This window comes from Streptomyces sp. NPDC001514 (assembly GCF_053597075.1).
Window position 1 is genome coordinate 1 of sequence record NZ_JBSFHO010000064.1, and the last position, 16010, is coordinate 16010.

Sequence of the window (16010 nt, forward strand, 5' to 3'; positions counted from 1 at the left end):
GACGCGGCCGTGGTGGCGGCCGGGGTGGCCATGGGGGCCCTGTGGTCGGCGGGGCTGGCGTATGCTGCGTGTGCCGGGGCTGGGGGGGCCCCGCGGGGGGACGGGTTGGCCGCCGCGGCCGCGGACACCGCTGTCCGGGCGGACTCGGCCGCCCGGTCGGCAGCGGCGGCCGCCCGCGACGCGGCTGCTGACGCCTGCCCGGCGGACGACTGGGCCGCCTTGGCCTCGCGGGCCGCCTCCAGTGCGGCTTCCTTGGCCCTGAGCGTGGCGGTCTCCGCCTTGGCGGCTTCTTCCGTGGCCTGCTCGGTCAGCTGTGTGGCCTGCTTCTGTGCACGGTCGGCGAGTGCAGCCAGCTGCGAGATGCTGAGCGTCTCCTGGTCCCGCGCGGCGGCGACCTGCCACCCGTGGTCCAGGAACTCCTGGATGTCCTCCGGAGAGCCGCCCAGCGCCTGCTGGGCGAGCTTCTGTACGTTCGGTCCGCCCGTCGACTTCAGCTGCAGGACCTGTACGCGGTTGTCTTCCTCGCGCGGCCGGAACTGTCCCTTGTCGATGAACTCGCGGTAGTCGTCGGGCGTTCCGTCCATGGCCGTGCTCGCCGCCTGCCGCACAGCCGGACCGCCGGCGGACATGATCTGGCCGACCTGAACGCGCAGGTCGTCTTCATACGGCTTGACGAGTCCGCCGTTCAGGAACGCCTGCAGTTCCTCGGCCCCGCCGTCCAGCGCGGTGTTGGCCGCGGCGCGGACGCCCGGACCGCCCATGGCCATGATCTGCATGACCTGGACGCGCAGGTCGTGTTCCCAGATGCGCGGCAGGTCCTTGGCCATGAAGGTCTGGACGTCTTCGTCCGACCCCAGCAAGGCGGCCTCGGCCGCCCGCCGGACCCCTGGGCCGCCGTCCTTCCACGCCTCGAGTACGTCGGTTCTGTCGTACGCCGGCACCTCCTCGGCCGCGGCAGGACGCGTATTGATGCCCAGGACAAGCGCCAGGGCCATCAGCGCCGCCACGAAGCCACGCCCGGCAGGCGTAACGCGTGACCTGATCAGCAATGCATTTCTCCCTTGTCGGAGTGATGTTCAGGAAGGGACACGTCGCCGTCGGCGCTGTGGGATTCCCTCCACCGGATGAAGTGGTTCGGGTGGTCGGCGACGGCACCGTCGACGCCCTACGACGTCGGGGCCCGCCACTCGCTTCCGCTGCTGGTCGTCCGGGCGGACGTCTCGACGCCTGTCGCCTCGAACTGCTCGTCGGCGCCCGGCCCGCCGGAACCCAGGGGCCGCCGTCGTCTCCCTCGCAGATCCGGCCTCCGGCCGGTCTCAGGGTGTGTCGATGGTGCTGCTCGGGTTCACCGTGCCGTGTGAGGGCCGTTGGACACCACGTCGCGTCGGCACGTTCGTACCGCCTGCGACGAGCGCGGCGCCGCCGGCGGGAGTGGTGCCGGGGTCGCCGACCGGGACGACAGAACGCACAGGTCCCCGCGGGGCACCGGACAGTCGACTCTCACCGAAGTCTCAACGAGCGCGTCGGACCCGTCGGCGGCGCTGGACACACCGGCCTTCGGCCAACTGCCAGGTGGTTGCCGCGGCCATCGCCGTCGGCGTCACGGCAGTCGGCCGTCTGAGCGCGCTGCGTCATGCATCCATCCCCCATAGAACTGCCGCTTGGTCATGCGCGGCCGGCTTCGAGCGACTGGTCATCGCCGCATGCCCACGCCGATCGAACGCCCCTGCCCCCTCAGAGTGGGGTGATCAGCCCGATGATCTTCACTTGGCGTCCGGGGGTTTCACAGTAGGTTCACAGCCAACTTCAGTCACACTTTGGCCGATTCCAGCCCCTGGGACTCTGCCAACGACGGGCTTGGTGAGGGCGTCACGCGGCACGGACGGCACAGTCGGCACAGCTGCGGATCACCGAGCCGGGCGCGAAGGGGCCATCTCGACCCACTGGACACCGATCAGCGGGTGCGCCACCAGCGTCGGAGGAGGCCGCCGGCAACGGCGCCCACGGCGACCAGCGCCACTGCCGCAGCAGTGACCGCAAGGGGAACGCCACCCGAGCTTGCTGTGCTCGACGAGGGCTTCGCGGCGGCTTCCGGTCGGGACGAGGCGGGGGCCTCCGGCGGCTGCGGTGCCGTGGGCCGGCCGGCGGAGACGCCCGGGGCCGACGGTGAGCCCTCGGCGTCCGTCGAGCTGCGGTTGTCCTCGGCGTTCTCGTCGACCTGCGCCTCGTCGCCGGCAGCGGAACCGGCATCGGTGACGACGATGTCGGAGCAGGAGTAGTACGTGTCGGGCGTGTCGGTGTTCCGCCAGATCGTATAGATCAGATGGCGACCGGTTCGCCTCTCGGGCAGAGTGCCCTTGATGCGGTAGCTACCGTTCTGGAGTACCGGGTCGGTGGCCGTCACGAACGGCTCATTCTCCAGATCGTCCCAGGACAGCGGCGTGTTCGGATCGTAGCCGTCCTTGGTGAGATACACGCTGAAAGTGCCCCGGTGCGGGATGGTTGACGCATAGGTGAGAGTGAACGGCTCGCCTGCTTCGAGCGTGCCGGCCGGCCAGTCGGCGCGCGCGACGTCCAGGCCCTTGTACGCGTCGATGCCCGCACTGCACATCTTCCGTCGGGGATTTTCGTACGGTCACGCCCCGCCACATCTGCCACACGGATGTTGTCCCATTCCTCGAACGCCGCGCTCCCACCCGCCTCGGCAGCTGCGACGCAGGCGGCCGAGCCGGCATGCCCACCCTGCTGACTGCACGCGACGGCCCGGCTGATCGGATCGGTCGGGGCGCCATGTGCCTCGGCGGGGCCGGCGGCGACCCCGACGAGGAACAACGGGGCGCTACCGACGAGTGAAACCATGACCATGGTGCTGCGATGAGTGGACATCCTTGACAGACCTCCCTGGGCCGAAACGGCAGACGCTCGCCTTGCCCACCAGTACGGCGCAGAACCACGGCAGTGCTCAGCCCGAACCCCGATCGACGTCGAGCAAAAGGCCCTCACCCGCCAGCAACCAGTGAACTGGCGCTCAGATGGCGGAAGATGGCCTGCATCCGACGGCGGTGCGGCGCGTCGTCCCGCATGTACACCGGTCGACCGTCCATGCCACCACCGGTGCACCGGGTGCCCTCGATCGCGTCAGTACGCGTTGTGACGCCGCAGCATGCGAGGTCTGCCGTCAGGGTCGATGAAGAGGCGGTACGGCGGCACGGAGAGCGTCATCGCCGCACGTGAGAGGTCCGGCAGGCGGTAGGTGCGAAGGCGCCCGGGAGGCCGGGCACCGCGGCGACCGTTGGCATGCCAGGCGTCCAGCGCGTCGGCTGCGGCCGCGAAGCGATCGAACGCGGTCACGGGATCGCAGAGGTCGTCGGGCGCGTCCCGGCCCTCGGGCTGCTCGCGGTCCAGGTGCTCGCGCGAGAGTTCCAGTCTCAGGTTCCTGGCGTAGCTGCGGGCGCCGTCACCGAGCCCGCCGGGGTCGCGCGGCTCACGCGGATCAGTGTTCTCGTCCAGAACGGCGCAGTTGAGTTCGGAGTCGTGGGTCCAGGAACGGAGATTGATGTTGTCGGATCCGACCGAGGCCCACACGTCGTCGATCACACACACCTTGGCATGGACGTACACCGGTGTCCCGGCGTGGTTCTCCACCCCGTACACCGCGACGCGCCCACCTCCCGCGCGACGCAGCTCGTCCAGGGCCCTGATCCGTCCGACCAGGTTCATCGGCAGCGTGAGCCGCCCGTCCTGCTCCGGTACGGAGGGGACGACGGCGATCAGGCGCAGGTCGGAGTGGGCGCTCAGCGCGTCGGCGAAGCACTCGACCACCAGCGGTGACCACAGGTACTGGTCCTCCAGGTAGATGAGTGACCTTGCCCGCCGCAGAGCCTTGAGGTAGCCGCGCGCGACGCTGCGCTCGCCGTCGGGAGCGAAGTCGTAGCCGCGCAGCAGCCGGTTGGGATAGGTACGCAGCACCTGGACGGCGTGTCGGCTGCAGGGCTCCGGGTCGGGGAGCTGGGGCGGCAGCGGGTCCGCGTGGGTGTCCTCCCGGTGGGCGAACTCACGCAGGCGGGTGAGCGGGCTGCGGGTGAGTGGGGAGGGATCGTCCCAGCGTTCGCGGAAGCACGCCTCGATGTCGCCGACGGCCGGTCCGCGTATCGCGAGCTGGATGTCGTGCCACGGTGGGCGCGGTCCGTACGCGGCTGCGATCGGGAGTGACTGCGGGTCGCCGCGGTGGGAGGCGTCGTCGTTGCGGTTGTGGCACAGGTCGGTCCCACCGACGAACGCGATGTCGTGCTCGGGGCGGCCGGGATGCCGGAGCACGACCAACTTCTGGTGGTGCGAGCCACCGGGGCGCACGCGCATGTCGAGCAGGCACTCGCCGCCCGCGGCCTTGATCTCCTCTTCGAGGTGGCGGTTCTCGGTCTCGCTGAACTGGAAGCGGTCCAGATGGGATCGCCACATCAGCCCTTTGACGATCACACCGCGCTCGGCCGCCTCGGCCAGAACGGTGCCGATTTCGGTACCGGGACCGGCGAGCCGCTCGTCGGGATCACCGCGCCAGTCGGTGAAGAGGAGCAGGTCTCCGGTGCGCTGCGAGCGGATCGCGTCGAGGAGCACTGGAAAGTACGTCGCGCCGTGGACCAGGGGCCGCACGTGATTGCCGTCGGACCAGGCCATCCGGTCCGGCCGCCGGTCGTCCAGCCGGGTCGCCGGATTACCGCGCTCACCGCGGGTCAGCAGCCAGTCGTTGAATTCCACACCAAGGCCCTCCGACGCCCTGTCGGTCCCCACAGTGCGGCTACCCGGTTCGTGGGCGTTTATCGGGAGCGCGGGAGGCCGCCGGCGCCTGCGGCGAGCTACCGGTGGGCGGCCGGTCGCGCCGACCCGCACACAGTGTGTTTGCGGACCGGTGTACGCCTCCCACCGCGGCGACCCTCTGAAGGGCCGTGACCCCATGTCCTGCGGCCGGAAAGGCCGCAGGACATGGCACCTGGCAAAGATCAGTCGCGTGCGGCGCGGCGCTTGCGCGTCGCCACCAGGATGCCGCCACCGGCCAGGACAGCGAGGGCTGCCGCACCGGCGATCACGGGGGTGGCGCTGGATCCACCCGTCTCCGCGAGGTCGCCCGGCGGCGTGGTGGGCGCCGGCGAGGGAGCGTCGGAGACAGGGGGCGCGGAGGTGGTCGGAGTGTCCGAAGGCTTCGGCGGCTCCGAGGGCTTCGGAGTCTCCGACGGAGGCGTGGATTCGCAGACCGGCGAGGTCTTCACCTCGTCGTGCGAGAACTTCTCGCCGTCGCCCGCCTTGACGACGAGGCGCACCGACACCTCCGCCTTGTGCTCCGGCAGCTGCAGCTTGTCGTGGAACTCCCGCCCGAACTTCTTGGCGGGCAGCAGGTCCTTGCCATCGACGGTGATGGTCACCGTGTTGGTGACGTCGTCGTTGTATGCCTTGAGGTCGACGGTGACTTCGGAGCAGGTCACCGTCCACAGGGGAGTGTGGGCCGATGCCGGAGTGGCGCACAGGCCCACTCCGATGAACCCAACGGCCGCGCCCGCTATAAGAGCGCCCGAGCGCTTCCACGCACGGGTAGGTGCATTCATCAATCCTCCACGTACTTCCGTACTTCCGTACTTCGGTCTGGTGGCAGCGCACAGTACTCCTCCCGCGGCCCCGTCTCGCACCTCGCCCCCCTGCACGCGCCGCGCATCGATGGCGAAGGGGAGCAGCGAACCATGGCCGCATCAGCGGTACTTGACGGCAACAGGAGGACGCTTCGGCCCGCAGTTTCATGCCAGGGTGTGCAGTTGGTCGGTGTTCTTGGGCACCGGACCGGCCCCGGGCGCGCACGGAGTCGATCCGCACTCGTGGCAAATGCGGCGACGGCCACGAGCATCCAGGCAGCGAGGTAGACGAAGGCGGCCGTCGGGGACAGAGCCGTCCAGAAAATGCCGGCGACGGCCGAGCGGCCAGATTGCCCAGTGACTGGACCGAGCCGATCAGCAAAGTCCGAGAAGCCCTCGATCGCGCCGAGTGCCACGGCCGGTGCACCGAGCGTTGAGGCCAGCAGGTCTTCAGCAGTCCGTACCCGGACCCGTACTGGAGGAACATACAACTCTCATGGGGTGCCCATGGCCCTTCCGGCTCAGCGAGCGGGGCGGCGTCTCGGGACGCCGTGCACCGGACGACCACGCTCTGGCCGCGTGGTCCGGTCGGTGGCTCGTGGCAAGCGTGGACACCGGCCGCGCCCTAGATTGATCGGAGAGAGGTTCGTCGGGGCACAAGCACTGGCAGGGAGCCTGTGGCGACACGGGAGATCGATTATGCGGCGCTGTTCGCCGCGACGCCGAGTCCTTACCTGGTGCTGGGCACGGACCTGGTGATCGTCGACGTCAACGATGCTTACCTTCAGGCGACCGGGAGGACCCGTGACGACCTGCTCGGGCAGCACCTCTTCGACGCCTTCCCGGACAACCCCGAGGACCCCGACGCCGATGGCGTGCGGAATCTGAACGCCTCGCTGCGCCGGGTCCTGGCCACCCGGGAACCCGACACGATGGCGCTGCAGAAGTACGACATTCCCATCGCGTACCGGCCCGGCGAGTTCGAGGAGCGGTGGTGGTCTCCGATCAACACCCCCGTTCTCGCATCCGACGGGACGGTGGCGTGGATCATCCATCGGGTGGAGGACGTGACCGCGTTCGTCCTTGCCCGGCGCGCCCACCACGGCCTTCCCGGTGCTGAGTTGAGCGAGCGGGAAGCGGGGATGGAAGCCGAGCTGTACGCACGCGCGCGGGAACTGCAGCGGCTCAACGATGACCTGCGCCGTGCCCACGCCCGCGAACGCGAGATCGCCGTCACGCTGCAGGAAGCCATGCTCCACTCCCCGGACCTGGCCGGCCACCCTGACGTCGCCGTGCGCTACGTGCCCGCCATCGGCTCGCTGAACGTGTGCGGCGACTGGAACGACCTCGTCGACCTGACCGAAGGCCGCTTCGCGGTGGCGGTCGGCGATGTCGTCGGCCATGGTCTGGAGGCCGCCACCGTCATGGGCATGCTCCGCAGCGCGCTGAGCGCCGCCACCCGCACCGTCGACGGACCCGCCAAGGCCCTCGAACTCCTCGATCAATACGCGGCCTCGGTCGAAGGTGCGCTGGCCACGACCGTGGTCGAGGCACTGATCGACACCACGGATCGCCGGATCGCCTACAGCAGTGCCGGCCACCCGCCGCCGGTCCTGCTGCACGCCGACGGTTCCACCGAACTGCTCGACCAGGCCACCGATCCGCCCCTGGGCGCCCGCACCGAGCCCGTCCCGCGCCCCCAGGCCTGTGTCTCCTGCACCCCCGGCGACACCCTGGTGCTGTACACGGACGGGCTTGTCGAACGCCGGGGCGAGGACATCGACGCCGGCCTGGCCCGGCTGACCGATGCGCTGGCCCACTCCAGCCGGCTCGCCCCCGAGCGCCTCGCCGATTTCCTGCTGGCCCGCCTCGGCCTCAGCGGTGGTGCCCGGGACGACATCGCCATCGTCGTCGTCCGCCTCTGACACACTCGCGGGCACACACTCGCGGGCTGACGCACTCGCCGGCCGCCGCATTCGCCGACCGGCGCACCCGCGCTGACGCACTCGCCGACCGGCGGCGCCGGTCGGTCCTGGCCTGTGACGAGGAGCTGGACCGGGAACCCCGACCCGAGGCGCCCCTGCTCAGAGCACGTCCTCGATGCTCAGAGCATGTCCTCGACCGTGATCGGCAGCTTGCGGATCCTGCGGCCGGTGGCGTTGTGGACCGCGTTGGCGATGGCGGCTGCGACGCCGACCTGGCCGATCTCGCCGACGCCCTTCACCCCGAGCGGGTTGACGACCGGGTCCTCGACCTCGATGAGTTCAATGTCCACGTCGGGGGCGTCGGCGTTGACCGCGACAAGGTATTCCCCGAGGCTCGAGTTGGCCCAGCGCCCCGTCCCGGGCTGCATGTAGTTGGCCTCCAGCAGCGCCTGCCCCAACCCCCAGAGCATGCCGCCCATGAGCTGGCTGCGGGCCGTCTTCGGGTTGAGCACCCGTCCGGGGGCGAAGGCGCCCGTCATCCTCCGCACCCGGATGAGCCCGAGCTCCGGGTCCACGGCCACCTCGGCGAACTGTGCGCCGAACGTGAGCATGCCGTACTCCCCGTCCGGGCCGGGCGGGCTCCAGGATCCGGTGGCCTCCGCGTCCGGCCGGAAGCTGCGCTGGAGCAGCGCCGCATACGACTCGCCCGAGGCTCCCGCGGTCATGACGCCGTCCTGGACGACGACATCGACCGGATTCGCGCCGTGCAGCGGCGATCCCGTATCGACGACGGCCCGGGCGATCATCTGGTTGCGCAGGGCGGTCGCCGCGCTGTGCACCGCCGCGCTGATCATCCCCGCACCGGAGGAGCCGACGGCGGCGGCGATGCTGGGCAGGTCGGTGTCGCCGTTCTCGAAGCGGCACCGGTCGAAGGGCATGCCGAGGGCGTCGGCGGCGACCTGGGTCATGACGGTCGCCACGCCGGTGCCGAAGTCGGGGGTCGCCGCCTGCACGACAGCGGTGCCGTCGGCGTAGACACGGGCGCGGGCCCGTTGCGGGCTGCTGGGCGCGAAGACCGGGTATCCGGCCGTGGCCATGCCCGTGCCGATCAGCCAGTTCCCGTCGCGCCGGGTGCCGGGCTCCGCGGTGTGCCGGCCCCAGCCGAAGCGGGCGGCGCCGCGCTCGTAGCACTCCCTGAGGCCGTTGCTGGACCAGGGGTTGCCGGTGTTGGGGTCGCGGTCGCTGAAGTTGCGCAGGCGCAGCTCGATCGGGTCCAGGCCGAGTTCCCACGCGAGTTCGTCCATCGTGCACTCGAGGGCGAACATCCCGGACGCCTCGCCGGGCGCGCGCATGAAGGTGGGCGTCATGGTGTTGCCGCGGATCAGCCGGTAGACGCCCTCGTAGGCGGGAGCGGCGTAGATCTGCGAGGAGACGCCCAGCGACGGCTCCGCCCAGTTGTCGAAGTGCGAGGAGACCGAGAGCTTGTGGTGGCGTATCGCGGTCAGCCGGCCGTCGCGCGTGGCGCCGACCGTGAGGTGCTGCTCCTGCTCCTCGCGGTGGCCGACCGAGGTGAACATCTGCTCACGGGTGAGGACGAGCTTGACGGGACGGCCGACCTCGCGTGCGGCCATCGCGGCCAGCGCCGGATGGTTGTGGATCATGGCTTTGCAGCCGAAGCTGCCGCCGACGAAATGGCCGATGACGCGGATCTTCGCCAACGGGATGCCGAGCAGCTGTGCGACGGTGATCTGGGTGGCGTTGACGCCCTGGGTCGCGTCGTACAGCACAAGCTCGTCGCCCTGCCACTCGGCGGTGGTGGCCGACGGCTCGATCGGGTTGTGATTGTTCGCGGCGAACGTGTACGTCGCGTCCACCCGCACATCGGCCCGGGCGAGGCCCGCTTCGGCGTTCCCGCGCTCCACCCGGCCCGGCACGAACCCGCCGAAGATCGTCTCGGGTTCGTACGCCTGGTCACGCCCCTGGTCGATCGTGGTGACCGAGGGGGTCTCCTCGTAGGTGATCCGCACCAGGCTCGCCGCGTGCTGGGCGCGCTCGTAGGTGTCGGCGACGACGAGAGCGACCTGCTGGCCCGCGTAGTGGACGGTGTCGTCCTGCATGGGGAAGAACGTCTGGCCGGGCGCGGCGGTGCCGGCCAGCGAGGGGATGAGCGGCGGCTGGGTGGCGATCTTGGGCAGGTTCTGGTGGGTCAGTACGGCGACCACACCGTCCTCCGCCAGGGCGGCGTCCGTGTCGATGGCGGTGATACGGCCGCTGGGGATGCGGGCTCCGACGATGTACGCATAGGTCAGGCCCGGGATCGGGACCTCGGCGGAATAGCGCGCCGCGCCCGTCACCTTGGGGCGGCCGTCGACGCGATCGAGGGACTGTCCGATGGCCGGGGTTGCCGTGGTCATGCTGGGCTCCCGTTCCCCGCGAGGGTTTCGAGGGCGCGTACGATCGCGCGCTGGGCGAGTTCGACCTTGAAGGCGTTCAGCGCGGTGGGCCGCGCGTCGGCGAGCTCCACCCGTGCGGCCTGCACGAAGTTCACCCGTTCCGCGACCGCCCCGATCAGGAAGTCCTGCGCGCGCCGGGCACGCCAGGGCTTGGTGGCCACACCGCCGATGGCCATCCGTACGTCCGCCACCGTGTCGTCCACGAGCGACAGCGCCACGGCCACGGAGGCCAGGGCGAACTCGTAGGACTCCCTGTCGCGGACCTTCAGATACAGGGACCTCCGGGCGACCGGCGCGGCCGGCACCTCGATGGCGGTGATCAGCTCACCGTGCGCCATGGGGTGCTCGCGGTGCGGGGTGTCGCCGGGCAGCAGGAAGAAGTCGTCGATGGCGTAGGTGCGCTCGCCCTCGGCACCCTGGGTGTGCACCTCGGCGTCGAGGGCCATGAGGGCCACGGCCACGTCGGAGGGGTGGGTCGCGATGCAGTGCTCGCTGGTGCCGAGCACCGCGTGCCCGCGGCTGAAGCCCTCGATCGCGGAGCAGCCGGTGCCCGGCTCCCGCTTGTTGCAGGGCGACTCGGCGTCGCGGAAGTACGAACAGCGCACGCGCTGGAGCAGATTGCCCCCCATGGAGGCCATGTGGCGCAGCTGCGCGGACGCGCCGAGCTCCAGAGCCTGGGCGATGACCGGGAAGCGCTCCCGGACGACGGGTGCCGCGGCGACATCGCTCATCCGGGCCAGGGAACCGATGCGCAGACCACCCTCGGGGGTGGCCTCGATCCCGGTGAGGGGGAGATCGTTGATGTCGACGAGACGGCGGGGGGTGAGGACGTTCTGCCGGAGCAGGTCGACCTCTGTGGTGCCTCCGGCAAGGAAGTCGCTGGTGGGGTCGGAGCTGACGGCGGCGATCGCGGTGGCCGTGTCAGGGGCGCGGGAGTAGGTGATGGGCCGCACGGCGGGCTCCCTGGGTTCGGGTCACATTCGGGTCGGCGTGCTCTGCTCGGTCGGCGTGCTGGTTCGGTCTGCCGGGCCTGCTCGGACTACTCGGCTCGGTCGTCCCGTTCTGCCCGGCCTTCCCGTTCTTCCCGTTCTTCCCGGCCTTCCCGGTCACGGACGGCGCGGATGGCGGCCCGGATGTGCGGGTACGCGGCGCAGCGGCAGATGTTGCCGCTCATCCACTCCTTGATCTCGGTGTCGTCGCCCGCGTGCCCCTCCTCGAGGAGCGCCACGGCCGACATGATCTGGCCCGGGGTGCAGTAACCGCACTGGAACGCGTCCTCGGCGATGAACGCCTGCTGCATGTCGTGCAGTTCGCCCTGCTCCGCGAGCCCCTCGATGGTGGTGACCTCACGGCCTTCGCAGGTCATGGCGAGAGTGAGGCAGGCCAGTACGCGCCGCCCGTCCACCCACACCGTGCAGGCGCCGCACGTGCCCTGGTCGCAGCCCTTCTTCGCCCCCGTCAGGTACACGCGCTCGCGCAGGGCGTCGAGCAGGCTCACGCGTGGCTCGATCTCCATCGTGTGCTCGGCGCCGTTGATCTTCAGGGTGACCTCGACCGGGCCGGGTCCCCGCTCCTCGAGCATGCGGCCACGCTCGGTGACTGCCGAGCCACGTGCAGGCATAAGCTCCTCCTGGGGCAATGTCATCCTCAATGCTCATACAGTGATAAATAGGCCGCAACTGGATGCCGGTACGGGAGCGGAGTCGCCACCGGGGTGTGGGAAGGCGGAGCGAGCATGCGCGACAACGGAGTTGGCGCGCGAAGGCCGGTGACCATGGTCTTCACCCGGGACGTCACCGCCGGCAAGGAGGCCGAGTTCGAGCAGTGGGCGCACGGGCTGCAGCGCGCGGCGGCCGGGTTCCCCGGCAACCTGACGTACCTCGTCACGCCCTGACTCAGCCGGCGGCTGCGGCGCCGGCTGTATCCGGAGGGTTAGGGTCGCTCCCGCACGGGGCGATGGGGATCACAGGAGTACGGATGCACGAGGACCGCGACCTGGCGGAAGCGCAGCGTGCGCACTGGCAGCAGACCTATGCCGCTCACCCGGGCATGTACGGCGACGAACCCTCCGCCCCTGCTGTCCACGCCGCCGCGGTCTTCCGCGCGGCCGGAGCCCGAGAGGTGCTGGAACTGGGGGCAGGGCACGGCCGGGACGCCCTGTACTTCGCGCGCTGCGGCTTCACGGTGCAGGCCACGGACTTCAGCCCCACCGGCCTGGAACAGCTGAGGTCCGCCGCGGGTCGCCTTGGGCTCGGCGCATCGGTGAGCACCACGGTGCATGACGTACGTGAGCCGCTTCCGCTGCCGGACGCCTCAGTGGACGCGGTCTTCGCGCACATGCTGCTGTGCATGGCGCTGTCCACCAAGGAGATCGAGCAACTCGTCGCCGAAGTCCGCCGCGTCCTGCGCCCGGGCGGTACGTTCGTCTTCACCGTCCGCCACACCGGCGACGTCCACTACGGCGCGGGCATCGCGTACGGCGACGACATCTTCGAACACGGCGGCTTCGCGGTGCATTTCTTCGACCGAGCCCTGGTGGACACCCTGGCGGAGGGGTGGGAACTCGTAGAGGTGCACGCGTTCGAGGAGGGCGAGCTGCCACGACGGCTGTGGCGGATCACCCAGACGGTGCCCAGGTGACGCCGGACCCCGACTCGACGTCCGGGAAGGCCGGCTCCGCCAGGACCATGGCCGTGCCCTCGCGTAGCGTTCCGTCCCACCGGCTCAGTGGCCGTCTCCGGCGGCGACCTCGAGCCGCTTGGTGAAGGTCCTGCCGCCGTCCGGGGACTCGTAGACGCCGTCCTGGGTGGCGGCCAGGACATGCTCGGCGTCAACCGCGGTGAGCGCCTGGGCCAGGTCCTGCCCGGGCGCCGCCGTCCAGCCGTATCCCCAGAGGGCGTCGTCCAGGCGGTCAGGACCGCCGTGGACGGTGTGTTCGCGGTGCTCCACGGTGACGATGTACTGCCCGGGCTGGTTGCCGAGGCGCAGCACGGCGGTGGCGTACCTGAAGAGGGCGCTGTGCTTCTCACACAGGTACGGAGGAGGACCTCGACCGAGGGCTGCGTCAGCTGAAGTGGACGTCGGAGAGGTCGATGGAAACCATGACACGGTCCATGAGCGGGCGACCGTCGGTGTCGCGGCGGTAAGCCCGGCGTTTGGTGGGCAGCACGATGCCGTCAGCTTCTGCGTAGTCGTAGACGTACTGTGCGGCGGCGAATCCGCCGGCCACGTCGACGCAGTAGTCGTGGCGCCGCAAGAGCCGGTCGGGACCGAAGTAGAAGTCCTGGTGGGTGCTGTGGCTCGCGATGTGGAGCGGGAAGGTGGCACGCAGTCCCGGCCAGAGCTCATCTCCTTCCCGCCACGGCTCGATGTCGGTGACCGTGAACCCTGGCATGGCGAGCAGGAAGGGCGTGGTGAGGTAGGTCCACAACGCATAGCCGTTGAAGTAGGCGCGGTCCAGCGGGTCCCAGGGTGTGTCAAGTGTGTGTCCGGAGAAGGACGTCCGAGGGTCCTTGCGTTCGGCCACCACGTGCCCGTCGAGTCTCTCGATGCTCACTCGTCCGGGTGTGAAGTCGGTTCTCTGGTCTGGAGCGCCGAAGGGCTGTACCGAGGCATGCTCCTCGTGCAGCCTGACGGTCATCGTGCGCGGCGCGGCATCCTGCGCAAGGCCCTTGAGGGTGAACAGGTCGCCACCGCTGACAAGGGTGGCTTGCGCCTGGGCCAGTTCCTGCCAGCGTTCGCTGCCGCCATGGGCCTCGATCGCCTTGGTGAGTAGATCATTCACGTTGGTTCCTACCGTGCTTTGTGTTCGCCGGTCCGGGAGGGGAGCCGTTGCTTCGGCCGGATGGGCCAGTGCCGGGCCACGCATCGTCGCTATGCCGTCGTCGATGGCGTGGGTCAGGTGGGGCGTGGTGTGACACCGCCGTCGGCTTCGAATGCAACATCCTTGCGTTCAATCATGAGCAACCTCCTGGAGGAAACCGGGGCTCAGCCCGGTGGAAGTGAAAGGCGTCGACAACGCCGGGGATCTGTTCATGCAGCTCAGGAGACAGTTGCTGCACGCTGGCCCAGCGGCCTTGCGGCAGGGTCACCAGGTTGGTGACGAACTCGCCGGTGTCACGGATGTTGACCCCTCGCACGAAATAAGCGTATGGACTTTGCTTCTTTCGAAACAAGGGAAGGTCCCCGTTAGCAGGTGCAGTCCCGGCCCGGTCCTGGTCGTCCCCGCAGACGGCGGAGCGGCGCCGGCCGCCTGTGCCGCGACCGCGACCGCGGGCGTGCGGGGCGTAGAGGGCGGCGAGCTCTCGGTTGGCCGTACGGGCCGCGGTGAAGGCGCGGCGCAGCTTGGCCTTGGCTCTCTGTCTGCGGCGGTCTCGGTCGGCGTACGTGGCCGGTGCCGCTTCCAGCACGTCGGCGGCGGCCCGGGTCTGGGCGCGGCCGCGGGCGGCGGCCGGCTGCTGCTCGGCTCGGCACGTCGTGTGCTGGTGCAGCGCGCCGAAACTGACCGTGCATCACTCGGGCGGTGACCGCACCGCGCCAGTCCGGGTGTCAGAACCCGGGTCTGGGCCGGGGTGGACCTCGGTATGGAGCATCACTACTGCGTGGTGCTCGATGCGCAGGGCGAACGGCTGCGGGTGCAGCGCGAGTTCCAGCCGACGATGTCGGCGGCGCGGGCCCGGCAGGCGGCGGAGAACGCCGACGGGGCGGCGTACGCCGACGCGGTGTCGGAGTACGCCGCCCTGGAGCGGGACGAGCTGCGGGCCGCGGCCCTCAAGCTGCTGACCGGTCCTTCTCCCGCTACTTCGGGTCGCGGTTGAACAGCGACTTGGACCAGAAGTAGCCGAGTACGGCCAGCCCCAGGCACCAGACGACGGCCAGCCACCCATTGTTGCCGATCTCGGTGCCGAGCAGCAGCCCGCGCAGCGTCTCGATGGCCGGGGTGAACGGCTGGTACTCGGCGATCGGCTGGAACCAGCCCGGCATCGCGTCGACCGGCACGAAGGCGCTGGAGAGGAGCGGCAGGACCATCAGCGGCAGGGCGTTGTTGCTGGCCGCCTCGGCGTTCGGGCTGGACAGGCCCATCCCGACGGCGATCCAGGTGAGCGCCAGGGCGACGAGCGTCAACAGCCCCACCGCCAAGATCCACTCCAGGGCGGTGGCATCCGTGGCCCGGAACCCGATGGCCACCGCGACGGCCCCGACGAGGACCACGCTCATCACGCACTGCAGCACGCTGCCGACGACGTGCCCGATGAGCACCGACCCGCGGTGGATCGCCATCGTACGGAAGCGGGCGATGATGCCCTCGGTCATATCCATGGCGACGGACACCGCGCTGCCGATCGTGGTGCCGCCGATGGTCAGCATGAGGATGCCCGGGACGAGATACGCGAGGTACTCGGACCGGCCCGCCCCGCCGTCCCCGATGCCGGCGCTCATCACATCGCCGAAGATGTAGACGAAGAGCAGCAGCAGCATGACCGGCGTGAGCAGCAAATTCAGCGTCAGGGACGGGTAGCGCCGCGCGTGCAGCAGATTCCGCCGCAGCATCGTGGACGAGTCGCGCACGGCGAGGAAGAGGGAGCTCATCGGACATCCTCCTTGGGCTGGTCGGGCTGGCTCGGCACGGTGGAACCGGTCAGGGCGAAGAACACGTCGTCGAGGTCGGGCGTGTGCACGGTCAGCTCGTCCGCCTCGATGCCGGCGGAGTCCAGCCGGTCGAGGATGGAGCGCAGCTCGCGCTGGGTGCCGTCGCTGGGGATCTGCAGCGCCAGCGCCTCGTCGTCCCGGGTGACCTCGCGGAGCGCGATGGCCGCGCTCTGGTACGCGGACGGGTCGGAGAAGCGGAGCCGGACGTGTCCGCCGGGGACGAGCCGCTTCAGCTCGTCGGCGGTGCCCTCGGCGGCGATCTTGCCGTCGTCCAGCACCGCGATACGGTCGGCGAGCTCGTCGGCCTCCTCCAGGTACTGGGTGGTGAGGAAGACGGTGACGCCGTCGGAGACCAGCTCGCGGAT

General features: G+C 70.1%; 14 protein-coding genes and 2 pseudogenes. 4 read left to right on the forward strand and 12 right to left on the reverse strand.

Going from position 1 to position 16010, the window contains the following annotated elements; genetic code table 11:
* The 4 genes and pseudogenes from ACWCXB_RS35840 to ACWCXB_RS35855 form a co-directional block, all read right to left on the reverse strand.
* Nucleotides 1-1049: ALF repeat-containing protein (locus ACWCXB_RS35840; protein ID WP_450728565.1), on the reverse strand; the 1049-nt coding region annotated here is incomplete at its 3' end.
* A gap of 905 nt (nucleotides 1050-1954) precedes the next feature.
* Nucleotides 1955-2886, reverse strand: a pseudogene (locus ACWCXB_RS35845) (lytic polysaccharide monooxygenase).
* Nucleotides 2887-3138: 252 nt separating this feature from the next.
* Nucleotides 3139-4755: a phospholipase D family protein gene (locus tag ACWCXB_RS35850; RefSeq protein WP_450728567.1), complete on the reverse strand. Its 1617-nt coding sequence runs from the start codon at nucleotides 4753-4755 to the stop codon at nucleotides 3139-3141.
* A 242-nt stretch (nucleotides 4756-4997) separates the two neighbouring features.
* Nucleotides 4998-5597, reverse strand: a complete 600-nt coding sequence (locus ACWCXB_RS35855; RefSeq protein ID WP_450728569.1) for an LAETG motif-containing sortase-dependent surface protein — start codon at nucleotides 5595-5597, stop codon at nucleotides 4998-5000.
* Nucleotides 5598-6295: 698 nt separating this feature from the next.
* Here ACWCXB_RS35855 and ACWCXB_RS35860 point away from each other — a divergent pair.
* The gene (locus tag ACWCXB_RS35860) at nucleotides 6296-7543 is read left to right on the forward strand and encodes a PP2C family protein-serine/threonine phosphatase (protein ID WP_450728571.1); all 1248 of its coding nucleotides are present in this window, start codon (nucleotides 6296-6298) and stop codon (nucleotides 7541-7543) included.
* A gap of 179 nt (nucleotides 7544-7722) precedes the next feature.
* Here the strand turns inward: ACWCXB_RS35860 and ACWCXB_RS35865 are convergent, their stop codons facing one another.
* The 3 genes from ACWCXB_RS35865 to ACWCXB_RS35875 all read right to left on the reverse strand — a co-directional run bounded on the left by ACWCXB_RS35865 (nucleotide 7723) and on the right by ACWCXB_RS35875 (nucleotide 11578).
* Nucleotides 7723-9957: a xanthine dehydrogenase family protein molybdopterin-binding subunit gene (locus ACWCXB_RS35865; protein ID WP_450728573.1), complete on the reverse strand. Its 2235-nt coding sequence runs from the start codon at nucleotides 9955-9957 to the stop codon at nucleotides 7723-7725.
* On the reverse strand, nucleotides 9954-10949 hold the full coding sequence (locus ACWCXB_RS35870; protein ID WP_450728575.1) for an FAD binding domain-containing protein: 996 nt from the start codon (nucleotides 10947-10949) through the stop codon (nucleotides 9954-9956). The genes ACWCXB_RS35865 and ACWCXB_RS35870 overlap by 4 nt, the downstream gene beginning before the upstream one ends.
* A gap of 86 nt (nucleotides 10950-11035) precedes the next feature.
* A complete protein-coding gene (locus tag ACWCXB_RS35875; protein WP_450728590.1) occupies nucleotides 11036-11578 on the reverse strand; it encodes a (2Fe-2S)-binding protein in 543 nt (180 codons plus the stop codon).
* Nucleotides 11579-11731: 153 nt separating this feature from the next.
* Between ACWCXB_RS35875 and ACWCXB_RS35880 the strand changes: the two genes are divergently transcribed.
* Both ACWCXB_RS35880 and ACWCXB_RS35885 read left to right on the forward strand, forming a co-directional pair.
* Nucleotides 11732-11890, forward strand: coding sequence for a hypothetical protein (locus tag ACWCXB_RS35880; RefSeq protein ID WP_450728577.1), 159 nt, complete (start codon nucleotides 11732-11734; stop codon nucleotides 11888-11890).
* An 83-nt stretch (nucleotides 11891-11973) separates the two neighbouring features.
* Entirely contained in the window at nucleotides 11974-12636 is a 663-nt protein-coding gene (locus tag ACWCXB_RS35885) for a class I SAM-dependent methyltransferase (RefSeq protein WP_450728579.1), read from the forward strand.
* 84 nt (nucleotides 12637-12720) lie between these two features.
* Here ACWCXB_RS35885 and ACWCXB_RS35890 read toward each other — a convergent pair whose 3' ends face one another.
* The 3 genes from ACWCXB_RS35890 to ACWCXB_RS35900 all read right to left on the reverse strand — a co-directional run bounded on the left by ACWCXB_RS35890 (nucleotide 12721) and on the right by ACWCXB_RS35900 (nucleotide 14135).
* Complete coding sequence (locus ACWCXB_RS35890; protein WP_450728581.1) at nucleotides 12721-12987, reverse strand: hypothetical protein; 267 nt, start codon at nucleotides 12985-12987, stop codon at nucleotides 12721-12723.
* A gap of 73 nt (nucleotides 12988-13060) precedes the next feature.
* A complete protein-coding gene (locus ACWCXB_RS35895) occupies nucleotides 13061-13780 on the reverse strand; it encodes a hypothetical protein (protein WP_450728583.1) in 720 nt (239 codons plus the stop codon).
* 172 nt (nucleotides 13781-13952) lie between these two features.
* A complete protein-coding gene (locus ACWCXB_RS35900; RefSeq protein WP_450728585.1) occupies nucleotides 13953-14135 on the reverse strand; it encodes a hypothetical protein in 183 nt (60 codons plus the stop codon).
* Between the two features lie 444 nt (nucleotides 14136-14579).
* Here ACWCXB_RS35900 and ACWCXB_RS35905 point away from each other — a divergent pair, with 444 nt between their 5' ends.
* A complete protein-coding gene (locus ACWCXB_RS35905) occupies nucleotides 14580-14813 on the forward strand; it encodes a hypothetical protein (protein WP_450728586.1) in 234 nt (77 codons plus the stop codon).
* On the opposite strand, the gene ACWCXB_RS35910 is transcribed toward ACWCXB_RS35905, so the two are convergent.
* The gene (locus ACWCXB_RS35910) at nucleotides 14794-15585 is read right to left on the reverse strand and encodes an ABC transporter permease (RefSeq protein WP_450728588.1); all 792 of its coding nucleotides are present in this window, start codon (nucleotides 15583-15585) and stop codon (nucleotides 14794-14796) included. The genes ACWCXB_RS35905 and ACWCXB_RS35910 overlap by 20 nt on opposite strands.
* Nucleotides 15582-16010: pseudogene (locus tag ACWCXB_RS35915) on the reverse strand (ABC transporter); the annotation flags it as partial. The gene ACWCXB_RS35910 and the pseudogene ACWCXB_RS35915, both read right to left, overlap by 4 nt.